At 53.2% G+C, this 25,036-nt stretch carries 21 protein-coding genes, 4 tRNA genes and 3 rRNA genes; 9 read left to right on the forward strand and 19 right to left on the reverse strand.

All coding sequences use genetic code 11. The annotated features are described in order from the left end of the window. Positions 1-3: 3 nt before the first annotated feature. The 8 genes from ABGB15_RS16975 to dnaQ all read right to left on the reverse strand — a co-directional run bounded on the left by ABGB15_RS16975 (position 4) and on the right by dnaQ (position 7,481). Positions 4-879, reverse strand: coding sequence for an ABC transporter permease (locus tag ABGB15_RS16975; RefSeq protein ID WP_215722691.1), 876 nt, complete (start codon positions 877-879; stop codon positions 4-6). A 2-nt stretch (positions 880-881) separates the two neighbouring features. Further along, complete coding sequence (locus tag ABGB15_RS16980; protein ID WP_022647136.1) at positions 882-1,823, reverse strand: ABC transporter permease; 942 nt, start codon at positions 1,821-1,823, stop codon at positions 882-884. 18 nt (positions 1,824-1,841) lie between these two features. After that, positions 1,842-3,356, reverse strand: a complete 1,515-nt coding sequence (locus ABGB15_RS16985) for an ABC transporter substrate-binding protein (protein ID WP_174779600.1) — start codon at positions 3,354-3,356, stop codon at positions 1,842-1,844. A 2-nt stretch (positions 3,357-3,358) separates the two neighbouring features. Next, positions 3,359-4,441, reverse strand: a complete 1,083-nt coding sequence (locus tag ABGB15_RS16990; RefSeq protein WP_215722690.1) for an ABC transporter ATP-binding protein — start codon at positions 4,439-4,441, stop codon at positions 3,359-3,361. Next, the gene (locus ABGB15_RS16995) at positions 4,438-5,451 is read right to left on the reverse strand and encodes an ABC transporter ATP-binding protein (RefSeq protein WP_215722689.1); all 1,014 of its coding nucleotides are present in this window, start codon (positions 5,449-5,451) and stop codon (positions 4,438-4,440) included. The genes ABGB15_RS16990 and ABGB15_RS16995 overlap by 4 nt, the downstream gene beginning before the upstream one ends. Further along, entirely contained in the window at positions 5,448-6,167 is a 720-nt protein-coding gene (locus tag ABGB15_RS17000; protein ID WP_152083545.1) for a FadR/GntR family transcriptional regulator, read from the reverse strand. Before ABGB15_RS17000 ends, ABGB15_RS16995 begins: the two co-directional genes overlap by 4 nt. Before the next feature lie 375 nt (positions 6,168-6,542). Beyond that, positions 6,543-6,619 (reverse strand) — tRNA-Asp (locus ABGB15_RS17005). A gap of 130 nt (positions 6,620-6,749) precedes the next feature. Continuing rightward, positions 6,750-7,481, reverse strand: a complete 732-nt coding sequence (gene dnaQ, locus ABGB15_RS17010; RefSeq protein WP_215722688.1) for a DNA polymerase III subunit epsilon — start codon at positions 7,479-7,481, stop codon at positions 6,750-6,752. A 64-nt stretch (positions 7,482-7,545) separates the two neighbouring features. Here dnaQ and rnhA point away from each other — a divergent pair, with 64 nt between their 5' ends. Beyond that, positions 7,546-8,013: a ribonuclease HI gene (rnhA, locus tag ABGB15_RS17015; RefSeq protein ID WP_148420179.1), complete on the forward strand. Its 468-nt coding sequence runs from the start codon at positions 7,546-7,548 to the stop codon at positions 8,011-8,013. On the opposite strand, the gene ABGB15_RS17020 is transcribed toward rnhA, so the two are convergent. Next, positions 8,014-8,730, reverse strand: coding sequence for a class I SAM-dependent methyltransferase (locus ABGB15_RS17020; protein ID WP_152083543.1), 717 nt, complete (start codon positions 8,728-8,730; stop codon positions 8,014-8,016). A gap of 32 nt (positions 8,731-8,762) precedes the next feature. Between ABGB15_RS17020 and gloB the strand changes: the two genes are divergently transcribed. Beyond that, a complete protein-coding gene (gene gloB / locus ABGB15_RS17025; protein WP_215722687.1) occupies positions 8,763-9,521 on the forward strand; it encodes a hydroxyacylglutathione hydrolase in 759 nt (252 codons plus the stop codon). A 68-nt stretch (positions 9,522-9,589) separates the two neighbouring features. Next, positions 9,590-10,954 (forward strand): murein transglycosylase D, encoded by a 1,365-nt coding sequence (mltD, locus tag ABGB15_RS17030; protein ID WP_215722686.1) that lies wholly within the window; start codon positions 9,590-9,592, stop codon positions 10,952-10,954. Positions 10,955-11,006: 52 nt separating this feature from the next. On the opposite strand, the gene ABGB15_RS17035 is transcribed toward mltD, so the two are convergent. Together ABGB15_RS17035 and ABGB15_RS17040 are read right to left on the reverse strand one after the other, a co-directional pair. Continuing rightward, positions 11,007-11,783, reverse strand: coding sequence for a class I SAM-dependent methyltransferase (locus ABGB15_RS17035; RefSeq protein WP_369064250.1), 777 nt, complete (start codon positions 11,781-11,783; stop codon positions 11,007-11,009). A 77-nt stretch (positions 11,784-11,860) separates the two neighbouring features. Then, positions 11,861-12,661 carry an endonuclease/exonuclease/phosphatase family protein gene (locus tag ABGB15_RS17040; RefSeq protein ID WP_152083539.1) on the reverse strand — a complete coding sequence of 267 codons (801 nt, stop codon included), beginning with the start codon at positions 12,659-12,661 and terminating at the stop codon, positions 11,861-11,863. 310 nt (positions 12,662-12,971) lie between these two features. Here ABGB15_RS17040 and yafC point away from each other — a divergent pair, with 310 nt between their 5' ends. Continuing rightward, on the forward strand, positions 12,972-13,877 hold the full coding sequence (yafC, locus tag ABGB15_RS17045) for a DNA-binding transcriptional regulator YafC (protein ID WP_152083538.1): 906 nt from the start codon (positions 12,972-12,974) through the stop codon (positions 13,875-13,877). A gap of 29 nt (positions 13,878-13,906) precedes the next feature. Here yafC and dkgB read toward each other — a convergent pair whose 3' ends face one another. From dkgB to gmhB, 8 genes are all read right to left on the reverse strand, one after another. Further along, complete coding sequence (gene dkgB / locus ABGB15_RS17050; RefSeq protein WP_215722685.1) at positions 13,907-14,710, reverse strand: 2,5-didehydrogluconate reductase DkgB; 804 nt, start codon at positions 14,708-14,710, stop codon at positions 13,907-13,909. Between the two features lie 161 nt (positions 14,711-14,871). Continuing rightward, a tRNA-Asp gene (locus ABGB15_RS17055) sits at positions 14,872-14,948 on the reverse strand. Between the two features lie 56 nt (positions 14,949-15,004). Then, positions 15,005-15,120, reverse strand: a 5S ribosomal RNA gene (gene rrf / locus ABGB15_RS17060). A gap of 64 nt (positions 15,121-15,184) precedes the next feature. Further along, positions 15,185-18,089 (reverse strand): 23S ribosomal RNA (locus tag ABGB15_RS17065). Between the two features lie 170 nt (positions 18,090-18,259). Further along, positions 18,260-18,335 (reverse strand) — tRNA-Ala (locus ABGB15_RS17070). A gap of 108 nt (positions 18,336-18,443) precedes the next feature. Further along, a tRNA-Ile gene (locus tag ABGB15_RS17075) sits at positions 18,444-18,520 on the reverse strand. Positions 18,521-18,589: 69 nt separating this feature from the next. Continuing rightward, positions 18,590-20,131, reverse strand: a 16S ribosomal RNA gene (locus ABGB15_RS17080). Together the 16S, 23S and 5S rRNA genes with 3 tRNA genes alongside form the textbook arrangement of a ribosomal RNA operon. A 368-nt stretch (positions 20,132-20,499) precedes the next feature. Further along, positions 20,500-21,066, reverse strand: coding sequence for a D-glycero-beta-D-manno-heptose 1,7-bisphosphate 7-phosphatase (gmhB, locus tag ABGB15_RS17085; protein WP_152083536.1), 567 nt, complete (start codon positions 21,064-21,066; stop codon positions 20,500-20,502). 188 nt (positions 21,067-21,254) lie between these two features. Here gmhB and metN point away from each other — a divergent pair, with 188 nt between their 5' ends. From metN to tsaA, 5 genes are all read left to right on the forward strand, one after another. Continuing rightward, positions 21,255-22,286, forward strand: coding sequence for a methionine ABC transporter ATP-binding protein MetN (metN, locus tag ABGB15_RS17090; protein ID WP_028015600.1), 1,032 nt, complete (start codon positions 21,255-21,257; stop codon positions 22,284-22,286). After that, complete coding sequence (locus ABGB15_RS17095) at positions 22,279-22,932, forward strand: methionine ABC transporter permease MetI (RefSeq protein ID WP_003856130.1); 654 nt, start codon at positions 22,279-22,281, stop codon at positions 22,930-22,932. The genes metN and ABGB15_RS17095 overlap by 8 nt, the downstream gene beginning before the upstream one ends. Before the next feature lie 40 nt (positions 22,933-22,972). Then, entirely contained in the window at positions 22,973-23,788 is an 816-nt protein-coding gene (gene metQ / locus ABGB15_RS17100; protein WP_152083535.1) for a methionine ABC transporter substrate-binding lipoprotein MetQ, read from the forward strand. 106 nt (positions 23,789-23,894) lie between these two features. Continuing rightward, positions 23,895-24,299 carry an Rcs stress response system protein RcsF gene (rcsF, locus tag ABGB15_RS17105; RefSeq protein ID WP_010426664.1) on the forward strand — a complete coding sequence of 135 codons (405 nt, stop codon included), beginning with the start codon at positions 23,895-23,897 and terminating at the stop codon, positions 24,297-24,299. Further along, positions 24,296-25,003: a tRNA (N6-threonylcarbamoyladenosine(37)-N6)-methyltransferase TrmO gene (gene tsaA, locus ABGB15_RS17110; protein WP_152083534.1), complete on the forward strand. Its 708-nt coding sequence runs from the start codon at positions 24,296-24,298 to the stop codon at positions 25,001-25,003. The genes rcsF and tsaA overlap by 4 nt, the downstream gene beginning before the upstream one ends. Positions 25,004-25,036 lie beyond the last annotated feature (33 nt).

Genomic DNA, 25,036 nt, shown 5'->3' on the forward strand with positions numbered 1-25,036 from the left:
TCCTTAGTCGTGGCGCGGATCGAGCGCATCGCGCAGCCCGTCACCGAGTAAATTAAAGCCCTGCACGGCGAGGAAAATCGCTACGCCGGGGAAAACAGACATCCACGGAGCTTGCTCAAGAAACCCTTTGGCGGTGTTGAGCATGGAGCCCCAGGACGGGTTTGGCGGCTGTTGCCCTAAACCCAGAAACGAGAGGCTGGCTTCCGCGATAATCGCCGACGCTATCGCCAGCGTGGCCTGCACCAGAATCGGTGACATGACGTTCGGCAGCACATATTTGATGATGATCCAGCGATCCGGCAGGCCAATCGCCCGCGCGCCGTCAATGTACTCTTCATTACGAATGGCGATCACCTGGCCGCGCGTCAGGCGGGCGAAGATCGGCATCGCCGAGAGGCCAATGGCGATCATCGCGTTGGTCAGGCTTGGGCCTAAGAATGCCCCAAGCGCGATCGCCATGATCAGAAATGGGCAGGCGAGCAGCGCTTCAATAAAGCGCGAAATGACGCCGTCCCACATTTTCTGGAAATAACCCGCCACCAGTCCCAGCGGCACGCCAATGACGACGGCGATCACCACCGACATACAGCCCGCCATCAGCGAGGTTCGCGCCCCCCAGATAATGCGGGACAAGATATCGCGTCCCAGTTCATCGGTGCCGAACCAGTACATCGCCGACGGCGCTTTGCGCACCGCCAGAAAGTTGGCTTTCACCGGATCAAACGGCGCGATCCACGGTGCCAGCAGGGCCACCAGCACAAAGAAGCCCACAACCACCGCGCCAATCACCGCGCTTTTATTGGCAAGGAACTTCTTCAGTACCCTGCTCTGCGCGCGCGGCAGCGCAGGCGCAACGGTTTGAGTCGTCACTTCCGCCATCGTTAACCTCGCATTTTCGGGTTGATAAGGACGTAAAGTACGTCGGCCAGCAGGTTCAGCATCAGAAAGCCGATCGCCACAATCAGTACCACGCCCTGCACCACCGCATAATCACGGTTAAACACCGAGTCGACGATCATCTTGCCGAAGCCCGGAATGGTGAAGACCTGCTCAGTCAGTACCGCGCCGCCCAGCAGCTCGCCGAACAGCAGCGTGGTGAGGGTGATCACCGGCACCAGCGCATTGCGAAACGCATGCTTTAAAATCACTGCTTTTGGCAGTAGCCCTTTAGCCCGCGCGGTGCGAATGTAGTCTGCTTTCAGTACCGCAATCATCGAGGCGCGGGTATGGCGCATCAGCGTCGCCGCCAGACCGGTGCCGAGTACGGAAGCGGGCAGCAGCAGCGTGCGCAAATTCTGGATTGGATCTTCGCTGAACGGTACATAACCCGACGCAGGTAACCATTGCAGGTTCACCGAAAAGACCAGAATCAGCAGGATACCCAACCAGAAATGCGGTATTGAGATCCCTGAGATCGCCACAAAATTCGCCCCGTGATCGACCCAACTGTTTTTGTTCACCGCGGCGAGTATCCCCATGCTGATGCCAAACACCAGCGCGATAATCATCGCCAGCAGCGACAGCTCCAGCGTGACTGGCAGCTTGCTGGCAATCAGCTGCGTCACCGGTTCGTGCGTGCGTAAGGAGACACCCAGATCGCCCTGCAACGCGCGCGTCAGCCAGTTGAAATACTGTACGGGGATCGGCGCATCAAGGTTCAGTTCCGCACGTAGCTGGGCGATGACCGCCGGGTCGCGCTCCTCTCCGGCCATGGCGATCAGCGGGTCGCCGGGCAGCAGCTTTTGCAACCCGAACACCATCATGCTCACCAGCAATAGCGTCGGAATGGCCAGCAGCAGACGTTTGCAAATCAGTTCCAGCATGGGTTCTCCTCAGGACGTTTATTTCGCCAGCGTCAAACCGGCCAGACGCACGATGCCATCCGGGTACGGCTTAAAGCCCTGCACGCTCTTGTTCAGGCCAAAAATGCGCGGTTCGAAGTAGAGATAGGCAATCGGCATATCGGTCTGCAGTTGTTTCACCACGTTGTCGTACAGCGGCTGGCGTGCGGTCTGGTCGGTACTCTGGCGCGCCTGCGTCAGCCATTCATCCACCTGCGCGTTGCTGTAACGCCCGTCGTTCAGGGTGCCTTTGCTATGGATAAAGCCGTAGATGCTGCCGTCCGGATCGGGGCGACCCGACCAGCCAGAGAAGCTCAGCTGATAGTCACCGCTCTGCTGGCGATCCAGCAGCGTAGCGAACTCGGTCATTTGCAGGTTCAGGTTAAAGCCCGCCTCGGCCACCATCGCCTGCAGCACCTGGCCGACCTGCTGCGAGGTTGGGTTATTTGGCACCAGAAGGTTGACGGTCAGCGGCGTGGTAACACCGGCGGCTTTCAGCAATGCTTTGGCTTTATCCACATCTCGCGGCGGAACCGGCAGATTAACGTGATACGGGCTCACCGTAGAAAACGCCTGGTTTGCCGGGGTGTATAACCCTTCAAAAACAACCTGGTTTAACGCATCGCGGTCAATGGCCTGAGAAAACGCCTCACGCACGCGAGCGTCCTTGAACGGATCGTTCGCTGGCACTTTGCCGTTGTTGATGTTGAAAGTGATGCCCTGATAACCCAGCCCCGTCACCTTCGCCAGCGCCAGCTTGCTGTCGGCTTCCACGGTTTTCACATCGCTTGCGGCAATGCCTTCCGTCAAATCGAGATCGCCTGCCCTCAGGTTCGCCAGACGCACGGAGGCATCCGGGATCGGCAGGTAGATAATTTTGTCGAAGTGGTAGGCGTCTTTGTTCCAGTAGTTGTCGAAACGCGTCAGAACAATGCGATCCTGCGAAACGCGGCTGTCGAACTTGTACGGGCCGGAACAGACCGGATGGGCGGCAAAATCAGGTTTTTTCGCCGCGTTCGGGGCCATCATCGCCCCCGCGCGGTCGGTAAGCTGCATCAGCAACGCAGCGTCTGGCGTTTTCAGGTGCAGGGCAATCTGCATTGGGCCGGTGACGTCAATCGACTCTACAGATGAAATCTCGCTTTTACGCAACGAGCCTTTTAAGGTCAGGGCACGATCGAGGTTGTATTTTGCCGCAGCCGCATCGAATTTTTCACCATCGTGGAAGGTGACGCCTTCGCGCAGGTCCATAGTCAGCGTTTTTCCGTCGTTACTCCAGGCCCACGATTTCGCCAGACCCGGCACCACTTTCAGATGTTCGTCGACGTCCACAAGCCTGTCGCACAAAGAGGCAAAGACGAAGCGGCCATAGTAAGTGCGCGCCAGATGCGGATCGAGCATGTCCGGGTCAGCCCCCAGACCGATTCGCAGCACGCTTTCAGAATGGGCGGGCAGCGCCGCGCCAAGCAACATAACACTTCCCAGTACGGTCAAAAGAGAATTACGCATTGTCATTATCATGAGTTCCTTGAAGGAAGGGAGGAGTGAGAGGCCGCGTGTTCAAACAGCGCACGGCGGCGCAGAAATGCGGCAGATGGTGGAGCTATCTGGATAACACTGCGATCGCGGTTAATCTCCTGCCAGCGGTGGCAGGCAACCTGACGTCCGCCGTCGAGCACCTGATTGATCGGCTCGACCTGGCGGCATTCATCCGTCACGTACGGGCAACGGGTGTGGAACCGGCAGCCGGACGGCGGGCTGGCCGGGTTCGGTAAATCCCCCTGCAACAGCGGTGCATCTCGTTCAACGCCTGGCTGCATCTGTGGTGCCGAGGCAATCAGCGCCTGGGTATATGGGTGCAACGGCGCATCAAAGATCTCGTCTACGGTGGCAAGCTCAACGATTTGCCCGAGATACATCACCGCCACGCGGTCGCTCATATGGCGGATAACCGCCAGACCGTGGGCGACAATTACCATCGTCAGCCCCAACTGGTGCTTGAGGCTTTCCAGCAGGTTTACTACCTGCGCCTGGACGGAAACGTCCAGCGCGGAAACCGGTTCATCGCCCAGCAGCAGTTTTGGTCCTGAGGCCAGCGCGCGCGCAATCCCGATACGCTGGCGCTGTCCGCCGGAAAACTCATGCGGATAACGACCGGCCCAGGCCGCAGGCAAGCCCACGGTTTTGAGCAGCTCAGCAACGCGATACTGACGATCGGCCTTTTTCATATTCTGGTGCAGCCACAGCGGTTCACCGACGATCTGCTCGACCGTCATACGCGGATTCAGCGAGGCAAAAGGGTCCTGAAAGATGATTTGCAGTTCACGGCGTAGCTGATTCAGGCGTGTGCCTGAAGCATGGGTTATCTCTTCGCCCTGATAAAATACGCGCCCTTCGCTGGCCGCCAGCAGACGCAGGAGCAGGCGGCCGAGCGTGGATTTGCCAGAACCGGATTCACCCACAATCGCCAGCGTTTCGCCCGGCATAACGGAAAGGGAAACGCGATCGACTGCCGTGACAAAGCGTGCCGGAGTGAACAGTTTTTTAGGGCCGGGGAAGCGTTTGCTCAGGTCACGGGCTTCAAGTATCGGCGTGGTCATGCGATTTCTCCCAGGGCAATGTGCTGTTCCAGCGGCACGCGGAAACAGGCCACCTGATGCCCTGCGCCAAGCGTATTGAGCTGCGGTTTTTCAGCGTGACAACGCGTCTGTGCGAAGGGACAACGGGTGGCAAAGCGGCAGCCTTGCGGCATGGATTCCGGTAACGGCACCGCACCGGGAATAGTGGATAGCTGGCCTTTGCGTGCGCCAAGCGAGGGAATTGAGCCCATCAATCCGATAGTGTATGGGTGCTGTGGATCGGCAAAAATCGTCTCTACGCTTCCCTGCTCTACCACCTGCCCGGCATACATAACCGCCACCTGCTGCGCGACCTCCGCTACCACACCTAAATCGTGGGTGATCATCAGCACCGCCGTGCCCGTTTCTTGTTTTAAGGTATTGAGCAGAGTGAGGATTTGCGCCTGAATGGTGACGTCGAGCGCGGTAGTGGGTTCATCGGCAATCAGTAAACGCGGGTGGTTAATCAGCGCCATTGCAATCATTACGCGCTGGCGCATCCCCCCGGAAAGCTGGTGAGGATAAGCCCTAAGACGCATCTCAGCCGCCGGGATCTGGACTTTTTCCAGAATGCGCAGCGCGACATTCATCGCCTCTGTACGCGAGACGTTCTGGTGGCGCATGACCGCTTCGCTGAGTTGATCGCCCAGCGTAAAAGCGGGATTCAGCGAAGTCATCGGCTCCTGGAAAATCATCGCCAGCTCACTGCCACGCAGATCGGCATATTCACGCGGCGAGAGTTTTCGCAGGTCGTGACGGCGAAACTGCATCTCGCCGCTGACAATCTGTGCGCTGGCAGGCAGTAAGCCCATCAGCGCTAACGAGGTGATGCTTTTCCCGCAGCCGGACTCTCCTACCAGCGCCAGCGTTTCACCTGATTTTACGGTCAGCGAGATGCCATCAAGCACGCTGACCGGCGAGCCCGCAAATTTAACATTAAGATTTTGCAGCCGTAATACGGGAGTGGCATCCTTAAAGGGGATCGTCGTCATAGCGTGGAGTCGTCCTCAAGGTGAATTGCCTGAATCAGGGCGTTTTGCAGGCTGAGCAGATGCTCGCGCATGGCAGTTGCGGCCTCATTAGGCTGGCGGTGGATGATCGCGGACATGATTTTATGATGATGGTCGTTGTAGCTATCGACACGTTCAGGCGTGCGGGCCAGCTCTCGCAGATGCTGCCAGCCCGGTTCGCGCCGGACGGCGTCAATGGCATCAAAAAGCCCAAGCATCAGGCGGTTGCCTGCGGCTTCGGCAATCGCGCGGTGGAAGGCGCTATCCCACAGTTCATTCAGGTCACGGTCATCCGGGCTGACCTTATCAATGCGTTCCAGCATGCGCTGCATGAGCGCGAGGTTTTCCCTGGTGGCACGCAGTGCCGCAAGTCGGGCTAAGCCGGGTTCGAGCTGCAGACGAGCTTCCATGACTTCCAGCAAATTAGTTTGCTGAACCAATCCCTGAAGGGCCAGCGGCTCCACGGGGGCTGCGGGACCAATAAAAGTACCTTTGCCCTGTTTACGCCAGATACGCCCCTCCTCTTCCAGCACGTCCAGCGCACGACGGACTTCACGTCGCCCTACGCCGAGTGTTTCCGACAGCTCACGCTCAGTGGGCAGCGGAATGCCTGGTGTTGACTCGTGCTGGTTGATTAGCCCGCGCAATTGCTCCAGCGCGGTGCTGGAATTTGCCAAAAACCGTGACGGTTTTTCCATATTGGTTCGCTCGCTGTCATCATTGCTTTATTTTTATTAACGATAAGTTATTGATATGACGTGCAACTTACCGTGCTAATGATTAAGCAATTAACGAACCAATGAATCATTGGTTCGGGAACTTTCTGGAAAATGAACAGTAACTGAATGATTTTCGGTGAATTATTTTTACATAATTGTTACAAGAAGAAACGCTACAGAGTTAGTTGTGGTGATGACATGCACAAACTTAGTGCAATTAATGCACTACAATCGCGCATTTGTTAATTAAATGCACCACATATATTAACTTATTGTTAACGAAAAGGAGGGTTGTTTTGAGAAGGATTAAACGACGAAGGCCTGAATCATTTCTGATTCAGGCCTTCTGAATAGTGGCGGAACGGACGGGACTCGAACCCGCGACCCCCTGCGTGACAGGCAGGTATTCTAACCGACTGAACTACCGCTCCACTGTTCCCGTTGGGGAACGGGGCGCATATTACGGTTTGCCTCTGAACTCGTCAACGCTTTTTCTTACGTTTTGAATCGTTTGCTGCAAAAATCGCCCAAGCGGTGATTTTACAGGCATTCAGGCATCGCTTAAGCACGCCACAGGCAACTTCCGCCCTTCTTCTGCACTAAATCCAGGCGGGATTCATGGTTCAGTAATTCTTCATCGCTGGCTAAAACAACCCGCAAGCGATTCGCCTGGCGGACAATACGCTGGATTCCCGCTTCACCCTGCGTCTGCTGGGCTTCATTTTCCATACTGAATTTCATCGACGTTTGACCGCCGGTCATGGTCAGGAAAACATCGGCCAGGATTTGGGCATCGAGCAATGCGCCGTGCAGCGTTCGCTTGGTGTTGTCTATTTCATAGCGCGAGCAAAGTGCATCAAGGCTGTTACGCTTGCCGGGGAACATCTTCCTTGCCAGCGCCAGGCTATCGGTGACTTTACAGAACGTATTCGTTTTCGGAATATCACGATTCAGTTTGCTGAATTCATAATCCATAAAGCCGATATCGAACGACGCGTTATGGATGACAAGCTCTGCACCTTTGATGTATTCAAGGAATTCATCCGCCACATCCGCAAAGGTCGGCTTATCGAGCAAAAACTCATCCGCAATACCGTGAACGCCGAACGCTTCCGGGTCCACCAGCCGATCGGGTTTAAGGTAAACGTGGAAGTTGTTTCCCGTGAGACGACGGTTCACTACCTCTACAGCACCAATCTCAATGATCTTGTGCCCTTCGTAGTGCGCGCCGATCTGGTTCATACCGGTGGTTTCGGTATCAAGAACAATCTGGCGAGTAATTGCAGTGCTCATAGCGGTCATTTATGTCAGACTTATCGTTTAACTGAACGTTTCAAATACAGGAAGTCTACCAGAGATGCGTAAACAGGTAGAAATTTTCACCGATGGATCTTGTCTAGGCAATCCAGGGCCTGGCGGTTATGGTGCCATTATGCGCTATAGACAGCACGAAAAAACTTTTAGCGAAGGCTATTTTCTGACCACCAATAACCGTATGGAGTTGATGGCGGCTATCGTGGCGCTGGAAGCCTTAAAAGAGCATTGCGACGTGGTGCTAAGCACCGACAGCCAGTATGTGCGCCAGGGCATAACACAGTGGATACATAACTGGAAAAAACGCGGCTGGAAAACAGCAGACAAGAAGCCGGTCAAGAATGTGGATCTCTGGAAGCGTCTGGATGCCGCGCTGGGCCAGCACGAAATCAAATGGGAATGGGTAAAAGGTCACGCTGGTCATCCTGAGAACGAACGCTGCGACGAACTGGCGCGTGCGGCTGCGTCCAACCCAACGCATGAAGATGCTGGCTATCAGCCCGAATCCTGATCAGGGTTCTCTGAACTGCCGGGTGGCCCCCACCGTCTGACGAATCCGCGTTTTCGATTTGCTTTGCTTCATTGGGTTAAGCGTAAGGGGGATCGTCCGCTTACGCGCCACAATAAACTGCATACATCCTAACGCTGGCAAATGGGTACTCAGCAAGACGCCGCCCTGCCGCGACCAGGGCAGCACCTGGAAACTACCGTAGCCGAGCACTTCAAAATTCAGCAGTGAAAGCCAGTCCAACTGGCGCATCATCGTGAACATGCGGCTGTTGTAAGGTGGCGTGCGGCGCAACACTGGCACCAGCTTGCGCAGCCCCATCAGGCTCAGCGGATTGAAACCGCTCAGCACCAGCCAGCCGTCATCGATCAGAACGCGATCGGCCTCGCGTAGCAGACGATGGGGATCGCTGCACCAGGGCAAAGTATGCGCGAGCAGACAGGCATCAACGGATTTTTCAGCAAAAGGCAAATGCAGTGGGTCAGCTTTTACCTGAACGGGTAAACCGTTGAGAGAGACATTAACCTGATGAGAGATAGCGCAGCTTTCGGTATTGATCTCCGCGCTGAGATTGCCAATCTTAAGCAGGTGAAACCCATACATTTTTGCGAGCCAGGGTTTAAGCTGTTGTTCTAACGCTTCGCGATAGTATTCACCCCAGGGCAATTCTGCCCAACGTTCCGGTGCTGCGACAGTCTGAGGTATCCTTGCCGGTTTCATCAAAACACCCGCCACGCTATAAGAGGTAATGTATGAATCTTATCAGTATTTCTGCTTTTGAGGACAATTACATCTGGGTTTTAGTCGATGACGATCGCAGATGCATTATTGTTGATCCCGGCGAATCTGCACCGATCCTGCGCGCCATTAAGGAAAATGGCTGGCAGCCGGAAGCCATCCTCTTGACCCATCATCATAACGATCATGTAGGTGGAGTCCCTGACCTGCTTGCACAATTCCCGCATCTGGTCGTTTATGGACCGAAAGAGACACAAAATAAGGGTACAACGCAAGTAGTCGAAGAAGGCGAAAATGTCTTCATACTGGGTTACGAATTTTCCGTAATTGCTACGCCAGGTCACACTTCAGGACATATTTGTTTCTACAGCAAACCTTATCTGTTTTGCGGCGATACGCTGTTCTCAGGCGGCTGTGGAAGACTCTTTGAAGGCAGCCCTGCACAGATGTACCAATCTTTACAAAAGATTAATGCATTACCTGATGATACCGTCATATGTTGTGCACATGAGTATACATTAGGAAATATGAAGTTTGCTGCAAGCCTCTTACCGGACGATCTGGCGATTCAGGATTATTATCAGAAAGTTAAGGAGTTACGTGCAAAAAACCAAAATACACTGCCCGTAATTCTGAAAAATGAGCGTAAAATTAATGTATTTTTACGAACGGATGACCCTGATTTAATTAATAAAATTACCCAAGAAACAAATTTGCAACAACCAGAGGAGCGATTTGCATGGTTAAGGTCAAAGAAAGATAACTTCAGATAAATGCGGGTTGCCTTTTCAAAATTTCGCCGTTATCATCGCTCGTCTTTTAAGCAACTATTGACACACACATGAAGGCAAAAGCGATCTTACTCGCCTCTGTCCTGCTTGTGGGTTGCCAGTCGCAAAACGGCAGCAACGTACAGCAGCATGCACAGAGCCTTTCTGCAGCTGGTCAAGGGGAAGCAGGGAAGTTTACAAGTTCGGCACGCTGGATGGACGATGGGACATCTTTCGCGCAGGATCAGGACTTGTGGGCCTCTATTGGCGACGAGCTAAAGATGGGAATTCCGGAAAATACCCGGATTCGCGAACAGAAACAGAAGTATTTGAGAAATAAGAGCTATCTCCACGATGTAACATTACGGGCAGAGCCGTATATGTACTGGATAGCCGGGCAAGTTAAAAAACGTAACATGCCTATGGAACTGGTACTACTACCCATAGTGGAGAGCGCTTTTGACCCACACGCGACGTCTGGTGCCAATGCCGCAGGCATTTGGCAGATCATTCCGAGCACAGGGCGCAATTATGGTTTGAAACAGACCCGCAGCTATGATGCGCGTCGTGATGTTGTCGCTTCCACGACAGCCGCTCTCGACATGATGCAACGTCTTAACAAGATGTTTGATGGCGACTGGTTGTTAACTGTCGCAGCGTATAACAGCGGCGAAGGTCGTGTACTGAAGGCAATGAAAGCGAATAAAGCACGTGGTAAATCCACTGACTTCTGGTCGCTCTCACTGCCACAGGAAACGAAGATTTACGTACCGAAGATGCTGGCATTGAGTGATATTCTCAAGAACAGCAAGCGTTACGGTGTGCAACTGCCAACACCAGACGAAAGTCGTGCACTGGCGCGTGTTCGCCTCAGCAGCCCGGTTGATATTCAACAGGTTGCCGATATGACGGGTATGTCGGTAAGTAAACTGAAAACCTTTAATGCAGGCGTTAAAGGCTCAACGCTGGGGGCAAGTGGCCCGCAGTATGTCATGGTTCCGCAGAAACATGCTGAACAGTTACGTGAGTCTTTAGCTTCTGGTGAGATTGCAGCCGTTCAGTCAACACTGATCGCGGATGCTTCATCAGTAAGCAGTCGCAGCTATAAGGTTCGTTCAGGTGATACGCTTTCGGGTATTGCTGCGCGTCTAGGCGTGACGGCGAAAGATCTGCAGCAGTGGAATAACCTGCGCAGCTCCGGCCTGAAAGTGGGTCAAACTTTGACGGTGGGTGCGGGTAGCAGCGCACAGCGTCTCGCCAGGAACAGCGATAGTATTACCTATCGTGTTCGTAAAGGTGATTCGCTGTCCAGTATCGCAAAACGTCACGGCGTGAACATTAAAGATGTGATGCGCTGGAATAATGATACTGACAATCTGCAACCAGGCGACCAGCTAACGCTGTTTGTGAAAAACAGCGCTACGCCAGACTCCTGATGACACGATCTTAAGATAAAAAGGCACCGATTCCCCCGGTGCCTTTTTTGTTTTACCCTGCTTTTTGCGCTTCAACCATGATGGTGTCGCTGGTAAATGAACCATCCTCCTGCAACTCAAAGTAAGCCTTCACTTCTGTAGAAGCGCTTTCCTGATACATCCGAATGGCCTGGCTTAACGCATCCGGCGTCCGCATACGTGCGATCCATGAGCTGAACTCCAGCGGCAAGCGATCCGTTGTTAATGAACGTGAGATCAAGCCCGCCTCGGTCATCAAGGTTAACCATGCCCCGCTGGAATAGTTTTGTACATGTGAGGTGTCACGCAGCGCCTCAACCGTCTGCAGCCAGATATCCCGCACCGGATGGCCAGGAGACATGACATCCATGATGATGACGATCCCGCCAGGCTTCAGCACGCGTTTTACTTCTCGTAATGCCTGGCCGACATCATGCCAGTGGTGCGCGGAGTAACGGCTGATGACAACGTCAAATGATGCATCCCCGAAGGGTAAGGATTCGGCATAGCCCTGACGCGTATAGACGTTGGTCAGCCCTTTGGCTTTTGCGGCACCGGCAACGACCTCCAGCATCTGGCTGGATAAGTCATACGCAGTAACCTGAGCCACCTGCTGCGCAGCTGTAAAGCTCGCGTGCCCGGCACCACAGCCTAAATCCAGCACGTGTGCCTGTGGGAAGGCAGCCAGACGCTCGCCGAGGCGAACCAGGTCACGACCGGAAGCATGCACGGCGCTATTCAAATAAGCGCTTGCCTGAGAGCCAAACTGTTTTTCTACGTTGTCATGATGGGAATGTGTTGTTGTCGTCATCGTACTGTCCTTTTGTTGGTGAAATAATAAAGGGCAGCACCCGCACAGGCCTGCCCCACGGCAGACCTGACATACCATTATTTATCAGGTTTGCCGGGACTGAATTCAACGAGTAGCGGATTGTGATCGGAGGCGCGCGTCACCAGGACGGAGGCGTCGTGCACACTTAAACCACGATAGAAAACAAAATCGAGAGGACGGCCAAACGCTTTTTTCCGCTGGTCATCATTAAAACGGACTTCTCGCAGCGACATTTCACGCGCAAAACGATACAGCGCATTCATGCGCGGACGGCTCCAGGCATTAAAATCCCCGGCCATAATGATTGGCCCGCTGTGATGGGCAATCTGGTCACCAATTGGAAGTAACTGCTTACTATAAACATCCACACCCAGACTGAAGTTTACTGCATGGATATTTACCACCATAAGCAGACGCGTATCCGGCAACGGATAGACCGTCACCAGCGCCGATTTTGCGAGACGCAGGATCGGCTCACGCTCCCGCAGCGGGCAGCAATAAACCGGATGTGCGGCAGAAAGGGTCATCACACCAGAAGGATGCTGCGGTAAGACAAACGCAGGCACCTGATCGGCGGCAAGATAGTTAGTGGTTGCAAACCGGACCAGCTCAGGCGTCGTTTGCGCCTCCTGCAACAGAACAAGATGAGCGTCCTTACCAAAATTCTTCAGCACCGATAACCACTCAGCGCGCTGTTGCTTAAAGATATTCCACACCAGCACACGAATTTTTTCATCACTGCTTAAAGGTGTACCGGCGGGCAATGCCTGGCTAAGGCTCGCAAACGACCCCGGAGGCAAGATCCTCTCCGCAGGCAGTCCGGCAACATAACGCATGGCATAGGTATTTTTTCGCACTTTTGGAAACAACCTCTATCACATTGACCACCCCGGAAAGCGGACTGGTTCTAATGTTATAGGGATTTTAGGTTACACTTTCAACGCAATTTCTGAGAAACCGCTTTCCAGTTTTGAACGCAAGTGCAGGAAAGCACCCTGCGATAACCGTTTCTGCCACACCCATTGTAAAACGTCGTTCGTCAGGGCAAGAAGCGCAAGTGGCGCACAAAACGCTGCCCCTTGAGGTTTAAGATGACAGACGTCTATGCCCATGTTTAAATAACAAAAAAGGCCAGAATCCTTATAGAATTTTGCGGATGGTGCAACAATGAGAGCGACGTCGGAAGAGCTGACAATCTTTGTCGCCGTGGTCGAAAGCGGCAGTTTTAGCCGCGCTGCCGAACAACTGGGACAGGCTAATTCTGCTATCAGCCGCTCGGTGAAAAAACTGGAGATGAAGCTGGGCGTGAGCCTTCTTAACAGAACCACCCGGCAGCTCAGTCTGACAGAAGAAGGCGAGCGGTATTTCCGCCGGGTACAGTCGGTTCTGCAGGAAATGGCTGCAGCAGAGACGGAGATAATGGAATCACGTAGCACACCGCGCGGATTGCTGCGAATTGATGCGGCTACCCCTGTCGTGCTGCACTTCCTGATGCCGCTGATTAAACCATTTCGTGAGCGATATCCTGAGATCACTCTTTCACTGGTCTCTTCTGAAACGTTCATCAACCTGATAGAACGGAAAGTTGATGTGGCAATTCGGGCGGGAACCTTAACAGATTCGAGCTTACGCGCTCGCCCACTCTTCACCAGCTATCGCAAGATCATCGCCTCGCCGCAGTACATCGCGCGGTCTGGAAAGCCTGAAACGGTCGAAGAGCTAAAGCAGCATATGTGTCTGGGCTTTACGGAACCCGTCTCGCTGAATACCTGGCCAGTCGCTTGCCATGATGGTCAGCTTCATGAAATCAGCTGTGGGTTATCATCTAATAGTGGTGAAACACTGAAGCAATTATGTCTGGAAGGAAATGGGATAGCGTGTCTATCTGACTATATGATCGATAAGGAAATTGCGCGTGGCGAACTTGTTGAGCTGATGGCGGATAAACGTCTGCCGGTTGAGATGCCTTTTAGCGCAGTGTATTACAGCGACAGAGCGGTAAGTACGCGTATACGTGCCTTTATCGACTTCCTTAGCGAGCATGTAAAAACAGCTCCCGAAGGAGCTGTGTGAGGGTTTAGAGTACAGAGGGTGGGTTAATATTAATCCCAGTCTGGTGCTAACCCTTCCGGGCTTACCAGGCGATCGTTACAATCCAGTGCAGCGATCGCTTTTTTGTCTTCGTCATCCAGTTGAAGATCTTTGGCTAACAGGTTGCTGGCCAGATTTTCACGTTTGGTTGAGGATGGGATAACTGCATAACCTTCACCCATTGCCCATGCCAGAATCACCTGTGCGGCCGTCGCGTTATGTTTCTCTGCGATACGAACAATCACGTCATCTTTCAAAGCCTTACCATAGGCCAGCGTCATATAGGAGGTGATGTGAATACCATGCTGTTTTGCCCAGTCCACCACTTTGCGGTTTTGCAGATAGGGGGAGAGTTCAATCTGGTTGGTCGCAATGTTTTCTGCGCCGACGGCGGCAATCGCCTTTTGCATCAGCGGGATGGTGAAATTGGAAATACCGATTTCACGCGTTAAGCCCTGCTCCTTTGCTTCGAGCAATGCCTGCATAAACTCTTCCACAGAAACTGCGTCGTTTGGTGATGGCCAGTGGATCAGGGTGAGATCCACGTAATCGGTGCGTAGCTTTTTCAGGCTCTCTTTCAGGCCTGGGATCAGCTTGTCTTTGCTAAGGTTCTCGATCCAGATTTTGGTTGTGACGAAGAGTTCGTCACGTGGTACACCGCTCTCTTCGATTGCCTGTCCGACGGCAGCTTCATTTTCATATATCTGCGCCGTATCAACAGCGCGATAGCCAAGCTCAAGTGCGGTTTTAACAGATGCGATAACAATGTCGTCTTTCAGGCGGAAAGTGCCCAGACCAAATGCAGGGATAGCCATATAATCCTCGTTATTCATAATGATGTTAACTGAGGAAGATTATCGCGGGTACGCTTATGCTGAAAAAGAGCGAAAAGTGCAGAGGATTTTTGCTTATTTAGCAATAATTAGATGACAGGCAAGAAAAAAGCCCTGAGCGTTAACTCAGGGCTTTCAATAAGTGGCGGAACGGACGGGACTCGAACCCGCGACCCCCTGCGTGACAGGCAGGTATTCTAACCGACTGAACTACCGCTCCACCGAAGACTGCTTGTAACCACCGGATTAATGCACCGGCTTACTACTAAATTTGATGCCTGGCAGTTCCCTACTCTCACATGGGGAGACCCCACACTACCATCGGCGCTACGGCGTTTCACTTCTGAGTTCGGCATGGGGTCAGGTGGGACCACCGCGCTACAGCCGCCAGGCAAATTCTGTTATCTGTATCAGGCTGAAAATCGTGTCTCTTCGCCAAAACATCTTCGGCGTTGTAAGGTTAAGCCTCACGGTTCATTAGTATCGGTTAGCTCAACGCATCGCTGCGCTTACACACCCGACCTATCAACGTCATCGTCTTTAACGTTCCTTCAGGAGACTTAAAGTCTCAGGGAGAACTCATCTCGGGGCAAGTTTCGTGCTTAGATGCTTTCAGCACTTATCTCTTCCGCATTTAGCTACCGGGCAGTGCCATTGGCATGACAACCCGAACACCAGTGATGCGTCCACTCCGGTCCTCTCGTACTAGGAGCAGCCCCCCTCAGTTCTCCAGCGCCCACGGCAGATAGGGACCGAACTGTCTCACGACGTTCTAAACCCAGCTCGCGTACCACTTTAAATGGCGAACAGCCATACCCTTGGGACCTACTTCAGCCCCAGGATGTGATGAGCCGACATCGAGGTGCCAAACACCGCCGTCGATATGAACTCTTGGGCGGTATCAGCCTGTTATCCCCGGAGTACCTTTTATCCGTTGAGCGATGGCCCTTCCATTCAGAACCACCGGATCACTATGACCTGCTTTCGCACCTGCTCGCGCCGTCACGCTCGCAGTCAAGCCAGCTTATGCCATTGCACTAACCTCCTGATGTCCGACCAGGATTAGCTGACCTTCGTGCTCCTCCGTTACTCTTTGGGAGGAGACCGCCCCAGTCAAACTACCCACCAGACACTGTCCGCAACCCGGATTACGGGTCCACGTTAGAACACCAGCCATTAAAGGGTGGTATTTCAAGGGCGGCTCCACGCAGACTGGCGTCCACGCTTCAAAGCCTCCCACCTATCCTACACATCAAGGACCAGTGTTCAGTGTCAAGCTATAGTAAAGGTTCACGGGGTCTTTCCGTCTTGCCGCGGGTACACTGCATCTTCACAGCGAGTTCAATTTCACTGAGTCTCGGGTGGAGACAGCCTGGCCATCATTACGCCATTCGTGCAGGTCGGAACTTACCCGACAAGGAATTTCGCTACCTTAGGACCGTTATAGTTACGGCCGCCGTTTACCGGGGCTTCGATCAAGAGCTTCGCGTTGCCGCTAACCCCATCAATTAACCTTCCGGCACCGGGCAGGCGTCACACCGTATACGTCCACTTTCGTGTTTGCACAGTGCTGTGTTTTTAATAAACAGTTGCAGCCAGCTGGTATCTTCGACTGATTTCAGCTCCACCCGCAGGGGCTTCACCTACATATCAGCGTGCCTTCTCCCGAAGTTACGGCACCATTTTGCCTAGTTCCTTCACCCGAGTTCTCTCAAGCGCCTTGGTATTCTCTACCTGACCACCTGTGTCGGTTTGGGGTACGATTTGATGTTACCTGATGCTTAGAGGCTTTTCCTGGAAGCAGGGCATTTGTCACTTCAGCACCGTAGTGCCTCGTCATCACACCTCAGCGTTAAAAAGGTACCGGATTTACCTGGAACCTCCGCCTACATGCTTAAACCGGGACAACCGTCGCCCGGCCGACATAGCCTTCTCCGTCCCCCCTTCGCAGTAACACCAAGTACAGGAATATTAACCTGTTTCCCATCGACTACGCCTTTCGGCCTCGCCTTAGGGGTCGACTCACCCTGCCCCGATTAACGTTGGACAGGAACCCTTGGTCTTCCGGCGAGCGGGCTTTTCACCCGCTTTATCGTTACTTATGTCAGCATTCGCACTTCTGATACCTCCAGCATGCCTCACAGCACACCTTCAACGGCTTACAGAACGCTCCCCTACCCAACAACACATAGTGTCGCTGCCGCAGCTTCGGTGCATGGTTTAGCCCCGTTACATCTTCCGCGCAGGCCGACTCGACCAGTGAGCTATTACGCTTTCTTTAAATGATGGCTGCTTCTAAGCCAACATCCTGGCTGTCTGTGCCTTCCCACATCGTTTCCCACTTAACCATGACTTTGGGACCTTAGCTGGCGGTCTGGGTTGTTTCCCTCTTCACGACGGACGTTAGCACCCGCCGTGTGTCTCCCGTGATAACATTCTCCGGTATTCGCAGTTTGCATCGGGTTGGTAAGCCGGGATGGCCCCCTAGCCGAAACAGTGCTCTACCCCCGAAGATGAGTTCACGAGGCGCTACCTAAATAGCTTTCGGGGAGAACCAGCTATCTCCCGGTTTGATTGGCCTTTCACCCCCAGCCACAGGTCATCCGCTAATTTTTCAACATTAGTCGGTTCGGTCCTCCAGTTAGTGTTACCCAACCTTCAACCTGCCCATGGCTAGATCACCGGGTTTCGGGTCTATACCCTGCAACTTAACGCCCAGTTAAGACTCGGTTTCCCTGCGGCTCCCCTATTCGGTTAACCTTGCTACAGAATATAAGTCGCTGACCCATTATACAAAAGGTACGCAGTCACCCCATAAAGAGGCTCCCACTGCTTGTACGTACACGGTTTCAGGTTCTTTTTCACTCCCCTCGCCGGGGTTCTTTTCGCCTTTCCCTCACGGTACTGGTTCACTATCGGTCAGTCAGGAGTATTTAGCCTTGGAGGATGGTCCCCCCATATTCAGACAGGATACCACGTGTCCCGCCCTACTCTTCGAGTTCACAGCATGTGCATTTTCGTGTACGGGACTATCACCCTGTACCGTCGGACTTTCCAGACCGTTCCACTAACACACACGCTGATTCAGACTCCGGGCTGCTCCCCGTTCGCTCGCCGCTACTGGGGGAATCTCGGTTGATTTCTTTTCCTCGGGGTACTTAGATGTTTCAGTTCCCCCGGTTCGCCTCGTTAACCTATGTATTCAGTTAACGATAGTGCAACGGATTGCACTGGGTTTCCCCATTCGGACATCGCCGGGTCAAGGGTTCATATCACCTCGCCGGCGCTTTTCGCAGATTAGCACGTCCTTCATCGCCTCTGACTGCCAGGGCATCCACCGTGTACGCTTGGTCGCTTAACCTCACAACCCGAAGATGTTTCACTTCTGATTGCGAAAATTTGAGAGACTCGAACACACCATTAAGATGTGTCGTTTCAATTTTCAGCTTGATCCAGATTTTTAAAGAGCAAAACTTCGCAGTGCACCTTTTCAGGTTCACTCTGAAGTTTTCTTGTGTTCGCAGTAAAAGATGGTGGAGCTATGCGGGATCGAACCGCAGACCTCCTGCGTGCAAAGCAGGCGCTCTCCCAGCTGAGCTATAGCCCCATCCTTTTGCCAATCTCTGTACCGGTAATTTTTCCTGAGACAAGGCGTGGTAACGCGAGGCATACATCAGTATGTGAGCGTTGCCGCAACGCGGTATCAGGGAAAATTTGGTAGGCCTGAGTGGACTTGAACCACCGACCTCACCCTTATCAGGGGTGCGCTCTAACCACCTGAGCTACAAGCCTGCAGAGATTTTTACTGCTGTTTTTCATCAGACAATCTGTGTGGACACTACAAAGGCAGGTTCTTTAAGGTAAGGAGGTGATCCAACCGCAGGTTCCCCTACGGTTACCTTGTTACGACTTCACCCCAGTCATGAATCACAAAGTGGTAAGCGCCCTCCCGAAGGTTAAGCTACCTACTTCTTTTGCAACCCACTCCCATGGTGTGACGGGCGGTGTGTACAAGGCCCGGGAACGTATTCACCGTGGCATTCTGATCCACGATTACTAGCGATTCCGACTTCATGGAGTCGAGTTGCAGACTCCAATCCGGACTACGACGCACTTTATGAGGTCCGCTTGCCCTCGCGGGGTCGCTTCTCTTTGTATGCGCCATTGTAGCACGTGTGTAGCCCTGGTCGTAAGGGCCATGATGACTTGACGTCATCCCCACCTTCCTCCAGTTTATCACTGGCAGTCTCCTTTGAGTTCCCGGCCTAACCGCTGGCAACAAAGGATAAGGGTTGCGCTCGTTGCGGGACTTAACCCAACATTTCACAACACGAGCTGACGACAGCCATGCAGCACCTGTCTCACGGTTCCCGAAGGCACATTCTCATCTCTGAAAACTTCCGTGGATGTCAAGACCAGGTAAGGTTCTTCGCGTTGCATCGAATTAAACCACATGCTCCACCGCTTGTGCGGGCCCCCGTCAATTCATTTGAGTTTTAACCTTGCGGCCGTACTCCCCAGGCGGTCGACTTAACGCGTTAGCTCCGGAAGCCACGCCTCAAGGGCACAACCTCCAAGTCGACATCGTTTACAGCGTGGACTACCAGGGTATCTAATCCTGTTTGCTCCCCACGCTTTCGCACCTGAGCGTCAGTCTTTGTCCAGGGGGCCGCCTTCGCCACCGGTATTCCTCCAGATCTCTACGCATTTCACCGCTACACCTGGAATTCTACCCCCCTCTACAAGACTCCAGCCTGCCAGTTTCGAATGCAGTTCCCAGGTTGAGCCCGGGGATTTCACATCCGACTTGACAGACCGCCTGCGTGCGCTTTACGCCCAGTAATTCCGATTAACGCTTGCACCCTCCGTATTACCGCGGCTGCTGGCACGGAGTTAGCCGGTGCTTCTTCTGCGGGTAACGTCAATTGCTGCGGTTATTAACCACAACACCTTCCTCCCCGCTGAAAGTACTTTACAACCCGAAGGCCTTCTTCATACACGCGGCATGGCTGCATCAGGCTTGCGCCCATTGTGCAATATTCCCCACTGCTGCCTCCCGTAGGAGTCTGGACCGTGTCTCAGTTCCAGTGTGGCTGGTCATCCTCTCAGACCAGCTAGGGATCGTCGCCTAGGTGAGCCGTTACCCCACCTACCAGCTAATCCCATCTGGGCACATCTGATGGCAAGAGGCCCGAAGGTCCCCCTCTTTGGTCTTGCGACATTATGCGGTATTAGCTACCGTTTCCAGTAGTTATCCCCCTCCATCAGGCAGTTTCCCAGACATTACTCACCCGTCCGCCGCTCGCCGGCAAAGTAGCAAGCTACTTTCCGCTGCCGCTCGACTTGCATGTGTTAGGCCTGCCGCCAGCGTTCAATCTGAGCCATGATCAAACTCTTCAATTTAAGTTTGATGCTCGTGAATTAAACTTCGTAATGAATTACGTATGTTCACTCAGAGACTTGGTATTCATTTATTGTCCGAAGACATTAAGAATCCATGTCACTTTGAGTGCCCACACAGATTGTCTGATAAATTGTTAAAGAGCAGTTGCGACGCGCTTCAGCGCTCTGTCGCGAGGTGGCGTATATTACGCTTTCCTCTTTCAGAGTCAACCCTGATTTTCAGGATTTTTTCTCTTCAGCCGACCGGTCTGTCTGTGAAGTGATTCACATCCGCCGTGTCGATGGAGGCGCATTATAGGGAGCTGCCGAGGAATGACAAGCGGAAAAATGCATTTTTATTTCAATCGCTCATCTTTTCGACAAAGCGGCTATTTTTGGTGCTTTTTAATCTCCTGGGGCAGCTCTGCCAGACTATTAATCACCCAATCCGCAGCATTCTCTGCTTCTGGTGTCACTGGCTTACCGGTGCGAACGAGTATTTTGGTCCCTACGCCAGCCGCGGTTGCCGCCTGCATATCTTCCAGTTTGTCGCCCACCATATAAGAAGCGGCCATATCAATGTGCAGGAACTCCTGCGCAGAAATAAACATGCCCGGATGTGGCTTACGGCAGTCACAGGTCTGACGATACTCTTCTACTGTTCCCTGCGGGTGATGCGGGCAATAGTAGATGCCATCGAGATCAACACCACGATCGGCCAGTGACCAGTCCATCCATTCTGTCAGAGTTTCAAACTGTGCTTCAGTGAACTTGCCACGCGCAATACCGGACTGGTTAGTCACAACCACCAGTGCATAACCCATCTCTTTCAACTGGCGCATGGCATCTATTACGCCTTCGATAAACTCAAATTCATCAATCTCATGAACGTAACCGTGATCCACATTAATAGTGCCATCACGATCGAGAAAAATTGCGGGTACTGATTTTGCCACCGGTTTGCTCCTGAAAAAGGCATGTTCAGCTAGTATCTCATGAATCGCAGCGCAATAAAGTGCTCATCGTAAAGAGTTGGATTGATTTAGACGTCTGGATGCCTTAACATCCGTTTTGTTTACGGTCATCCCCCGTATCTGGCAGACGAAAATGCCACGGCTAACTTATATACGATAAAAATAATCTAATGATTAAACTTTCCAATATCACCAAAGTGTTCCAGCAGGGGAACCGAACCATTCAGGCGCTGAACAATGTCAGCCTGCATGTTCCTGCGGGTCAAATTTATGGCGTCATTGGCGCATCGGGTGCTGGTAAAAGTACGCTGATCCGTTGTGTTAACCTGCTTGAGCGCCCAACCCAGGGTAGCGTGGAAGTTGGCGGACAAGAGCTTACCGCCCTCTCAGAAAAAGAACTCACTAAAGCGCGTCGCCAGATCGGCATGATCTTCCAGCACTTTAACCTGCTGGCTTCCCGCACCGTGTTCGGCAACGTCGCCTTACCGCTGGAGCTGGACAACACGCCGAAAGAAGAAGTGAAGCGTCGCGTAACTGAATTGCTGGACCTCGTAGGTCTGGGTGATAAGCATGATAGTTACCCGGCGAATCTGTCCGGTGGTCAAAAGCAGCGTGTCGCCATCGCCCGCGCGCTGGCCAGTAATCCAAAAGTGCTGCTGTGCGATGAAGCCACCAGCGCGTTAGATCCGGCCACGACACGTTCTATTCTGGAACTGCTGAAGGACATTAACCGTCGCCTGGGCCTGACCATCCTCCTTATTACGCATGAAATGGATGTGGTGAAACGCATCTGCGATTGTGTGGCGGTGATCAGCAACGGCGAACTGATCGAGCAGGACACGGTAAGTGAAGTGTTCTCGCACCCGAAGACCCCGCTGGCACAGCAGTTTATTCAGTCCACGCTGCATCTGGATATTCCGGAAGATTATCTGGAACGTTTGAAAACAGAAGCGACAGCAGACAGCGTCCCGATGCTGCGCATGGAGTTCACCGGCCAGTCCGTCGACGCACCGCTGCTTTCCGAAACCGCGCGTCGCTTTAACGTGAACAACAACATCATCAGCGCGCAGATGGATTACGCCGGTGGCGTGAAGTTCGGCATCATGCTGACGGAAATGCACGGCACACAAGAAGAAACCCAGGCGGCGATTGCCTGGCTGCAAGAACATCACGTAAAAGTAGAGGTACTGGGTTATGTCTGAGCCGATGATGTGGCTACTGGTTCGCGGCGTATGGGAAACGCTGGCAATGACCTTCGTATCGGGTTTCTTTGGTTTCGTGATTGGCCTGCCGGTCGGCGTACTGCTGTACGTAACGCGTCCAGGTCAAATCATTGAGAACGCGAAGCTGTATCGCACGCTCTCTGCGCTGGTGAACATCTTCCGCTCTATCCCGTTTATTATTCTGCTGGTATGGATGATTCCATTTACCCGCGTGATCGTTGGCACCTCCATTGGTTTGCAGGCAGCCATCGTTCCGCTGACCGTCGGTGCTGCGCCGTTTATCGCCCGTATGGTGGAGAACGCTCTGCTGGAAATTCCAACCGGTCTGATCGAAGCCTCCCGCGCGATGGGTGCCACGCCGATGCAGATCGTGCGTAAAGTTCTGCTTCCTGAAGCGCTGCCGGGTCTGGTGAATGCGGCAACCATCACCCTTATTACTCTGGTCGGTTATTCCGCAATGGGTGGTGCGGTCGGCGCAGGTGGTTTAGGGCAGATTGGTTACCAGTACGGCTATATTGGTTATAACGCTACCGTAATGAATACCGTTCTGGTATTGCTGGTTGTTCTGGTTTATTTAATCCAGTTCTCTGGCGATCGCATCGTCCGGGCAGTTACTCACAAATAACGTTACACACAACACAAACTCGACGAGTTAAGGATATAACATGGCGTTTAAATTAAAGACCTTTGCAGCGGTAGGCGCGCTGATCGGCTCTCTGGCACTGGTGGGTTGCGGTCAGGACGAAAAAGATCCAAACCACATTAAAGTGGGCGTTATTGTGGGCGCAGAACAGCAGGTTGCTGAAGTGGCTCAGAAAGTGGCGAAAGAGAAATATGGCCTGGACGTTGAGCTGGTCACTTTCAATGATTACGTTCTGCCGAACGAAGCGCTGAGCAAAGGTGATATCGACGCCAACGCCTTCCAGCACAAACCATATCTGGATCAGCAGATCAAAGATCGCGGCTACAAACTGGTTGGCGTGGGTAACACCTTTGTTTACCCAATTGCCGGTTACTCCAAAAAAATCAAATCGCTGGACGAACTGCAGCCGGGCTCTCAGGTCGCTGTGCCTAACGATCCAACCAACCTCGGCCGTTCCCTGCTGCTGCTGCAGAAAGTGGGCCTGATCAAACTGAAAGAGGGTGTTGGCCTGCTGCCGACCGTTCTGGACGTCACCGAGAATCCGAAAAATCTGAAAATTGTCGAACTGGAAGCACCACAGCTGCCACGTTCTCTTGACGATGCGCAGATTGCCCTGGCGGTTATCAACACCACTTATGCCAGCCAGATTGGTCTGACGCCAGCGAAAGACGGCATCTTCGTTGAAGACAAAGACTCCCCGTACGTCAACCTGATCGTGACTCGCGAAGACAATAAAGACGCAGAGAACGTGAAAAAATTCGTTCAGGCGTATCAGTCTGACGAAGTGTACCAGGAAGCCAACAAGGTGTTTAACGGCGGCGCTGTTAAAGGCTGGTAATCTCACCGCAGTGTAATATCATCAAGACGGGCTTCTGCCCGTCTTGTCATTTGTGCAGTCAACTGATTCAATATCTGACGTTTTGATTATCCACTGAGGAACTATTATGCGTGCTTTACCGATCTGTCTTTTAGCACTCATGCTGAGCGGCTGTTCTATGCTAAGCAGATCTCCTGTTGAACCTGTTCAAAGCACTGCAACCCCGCCAAAAGCGGAGCCAGCAAAACCGAAAGCGCCTCGTCCTGCGCCGGTACGTATTATTACTAAGGCCGACGATCTCGTGGGCAAACCATTCCGTGAACTGGGTGAAGTGAGCGGCGAATCCTGCCAGGCAACGAATCAGGACTCCCCACCGAACATCCCGACAGCCCGTAAACGTATGCAGATTAACGCGTCAAAAATGAAAGCCAATGCGGTACTGCTGCACAGCTGCGAAGTCACCAGCGGTACACCGGGCTGCTACCGTCAGGCGGTTTGCATCGGTTCTGCGCTTAACATTACGGCGAAATGAGTTCATTTCAGTTCGGGCAGATTGGCGTTATCCGCTCCCCTTATAAAGAGAAGTTCGCCGTCCCGCGCCAGCCTGGCCTGGTCACAAGCGGCGGCGGCGAGCTTCACTTGATCGCGCCTTACAATCAGGCCGATGCGGTACGCGGGCTGGAAGCGTTCAGCCACCTGTGGGTTGTCTTTGTGTTTCACCAGACAATGGAAGGCGGCTGGCGACCAACCGTGCGCCCTCCTCGTCTGGGGGGCAACGCCCGAATGGGTGTGTTCGCGACCCGCTCAACCTTCCGTCCAAACCCAATCGGTATGTCGCTGGTCGAGCTGAAAGGCATACGCTGCCAGAAGGACCAGGTGATACTGGAGTTAGGTAGCCTTGACCTGGTAGACGGCACGCCAGTTATCGATATCAAGCCGTATTTACCCTTCGCTGAAGCGCTACCGGATGCCCGCGCCAGCTACGCTCAGGAAGCACCGCCGGCTGATATGCCCGTTTCTTTCACACCTGAATTAACAGCACATATCAGCCAACTGGAAAAACGTTATCCCCGCTTGCGGGACTTTATCGTTGACGTTCTGGCTCAGGACCCCCGTCCAGCCTACCGTAAAGAAGAGGAAGCCGGGAAAACGTACGCCGTCTGGCTGCTGGATTTTAACGTTCGCTGGCGCGTGACAGAGGCGGGTTTTGAAGTCTTTGCCCTGGAACCCAGGTAATTTTATTCTCCTCTCTTTTGGCATCTTTGCCAC

The sequence above is a fragment of the Enterobacter sp. MALB-1 genome, from assembly GCF_041021625.1.
GTDB lineage: Bacteria > Pseudomonadota > Gammaproteobacteria > Enterobacterales > Enterobacteriaceae > Enterobacter > Enterobacter oligotrophicus.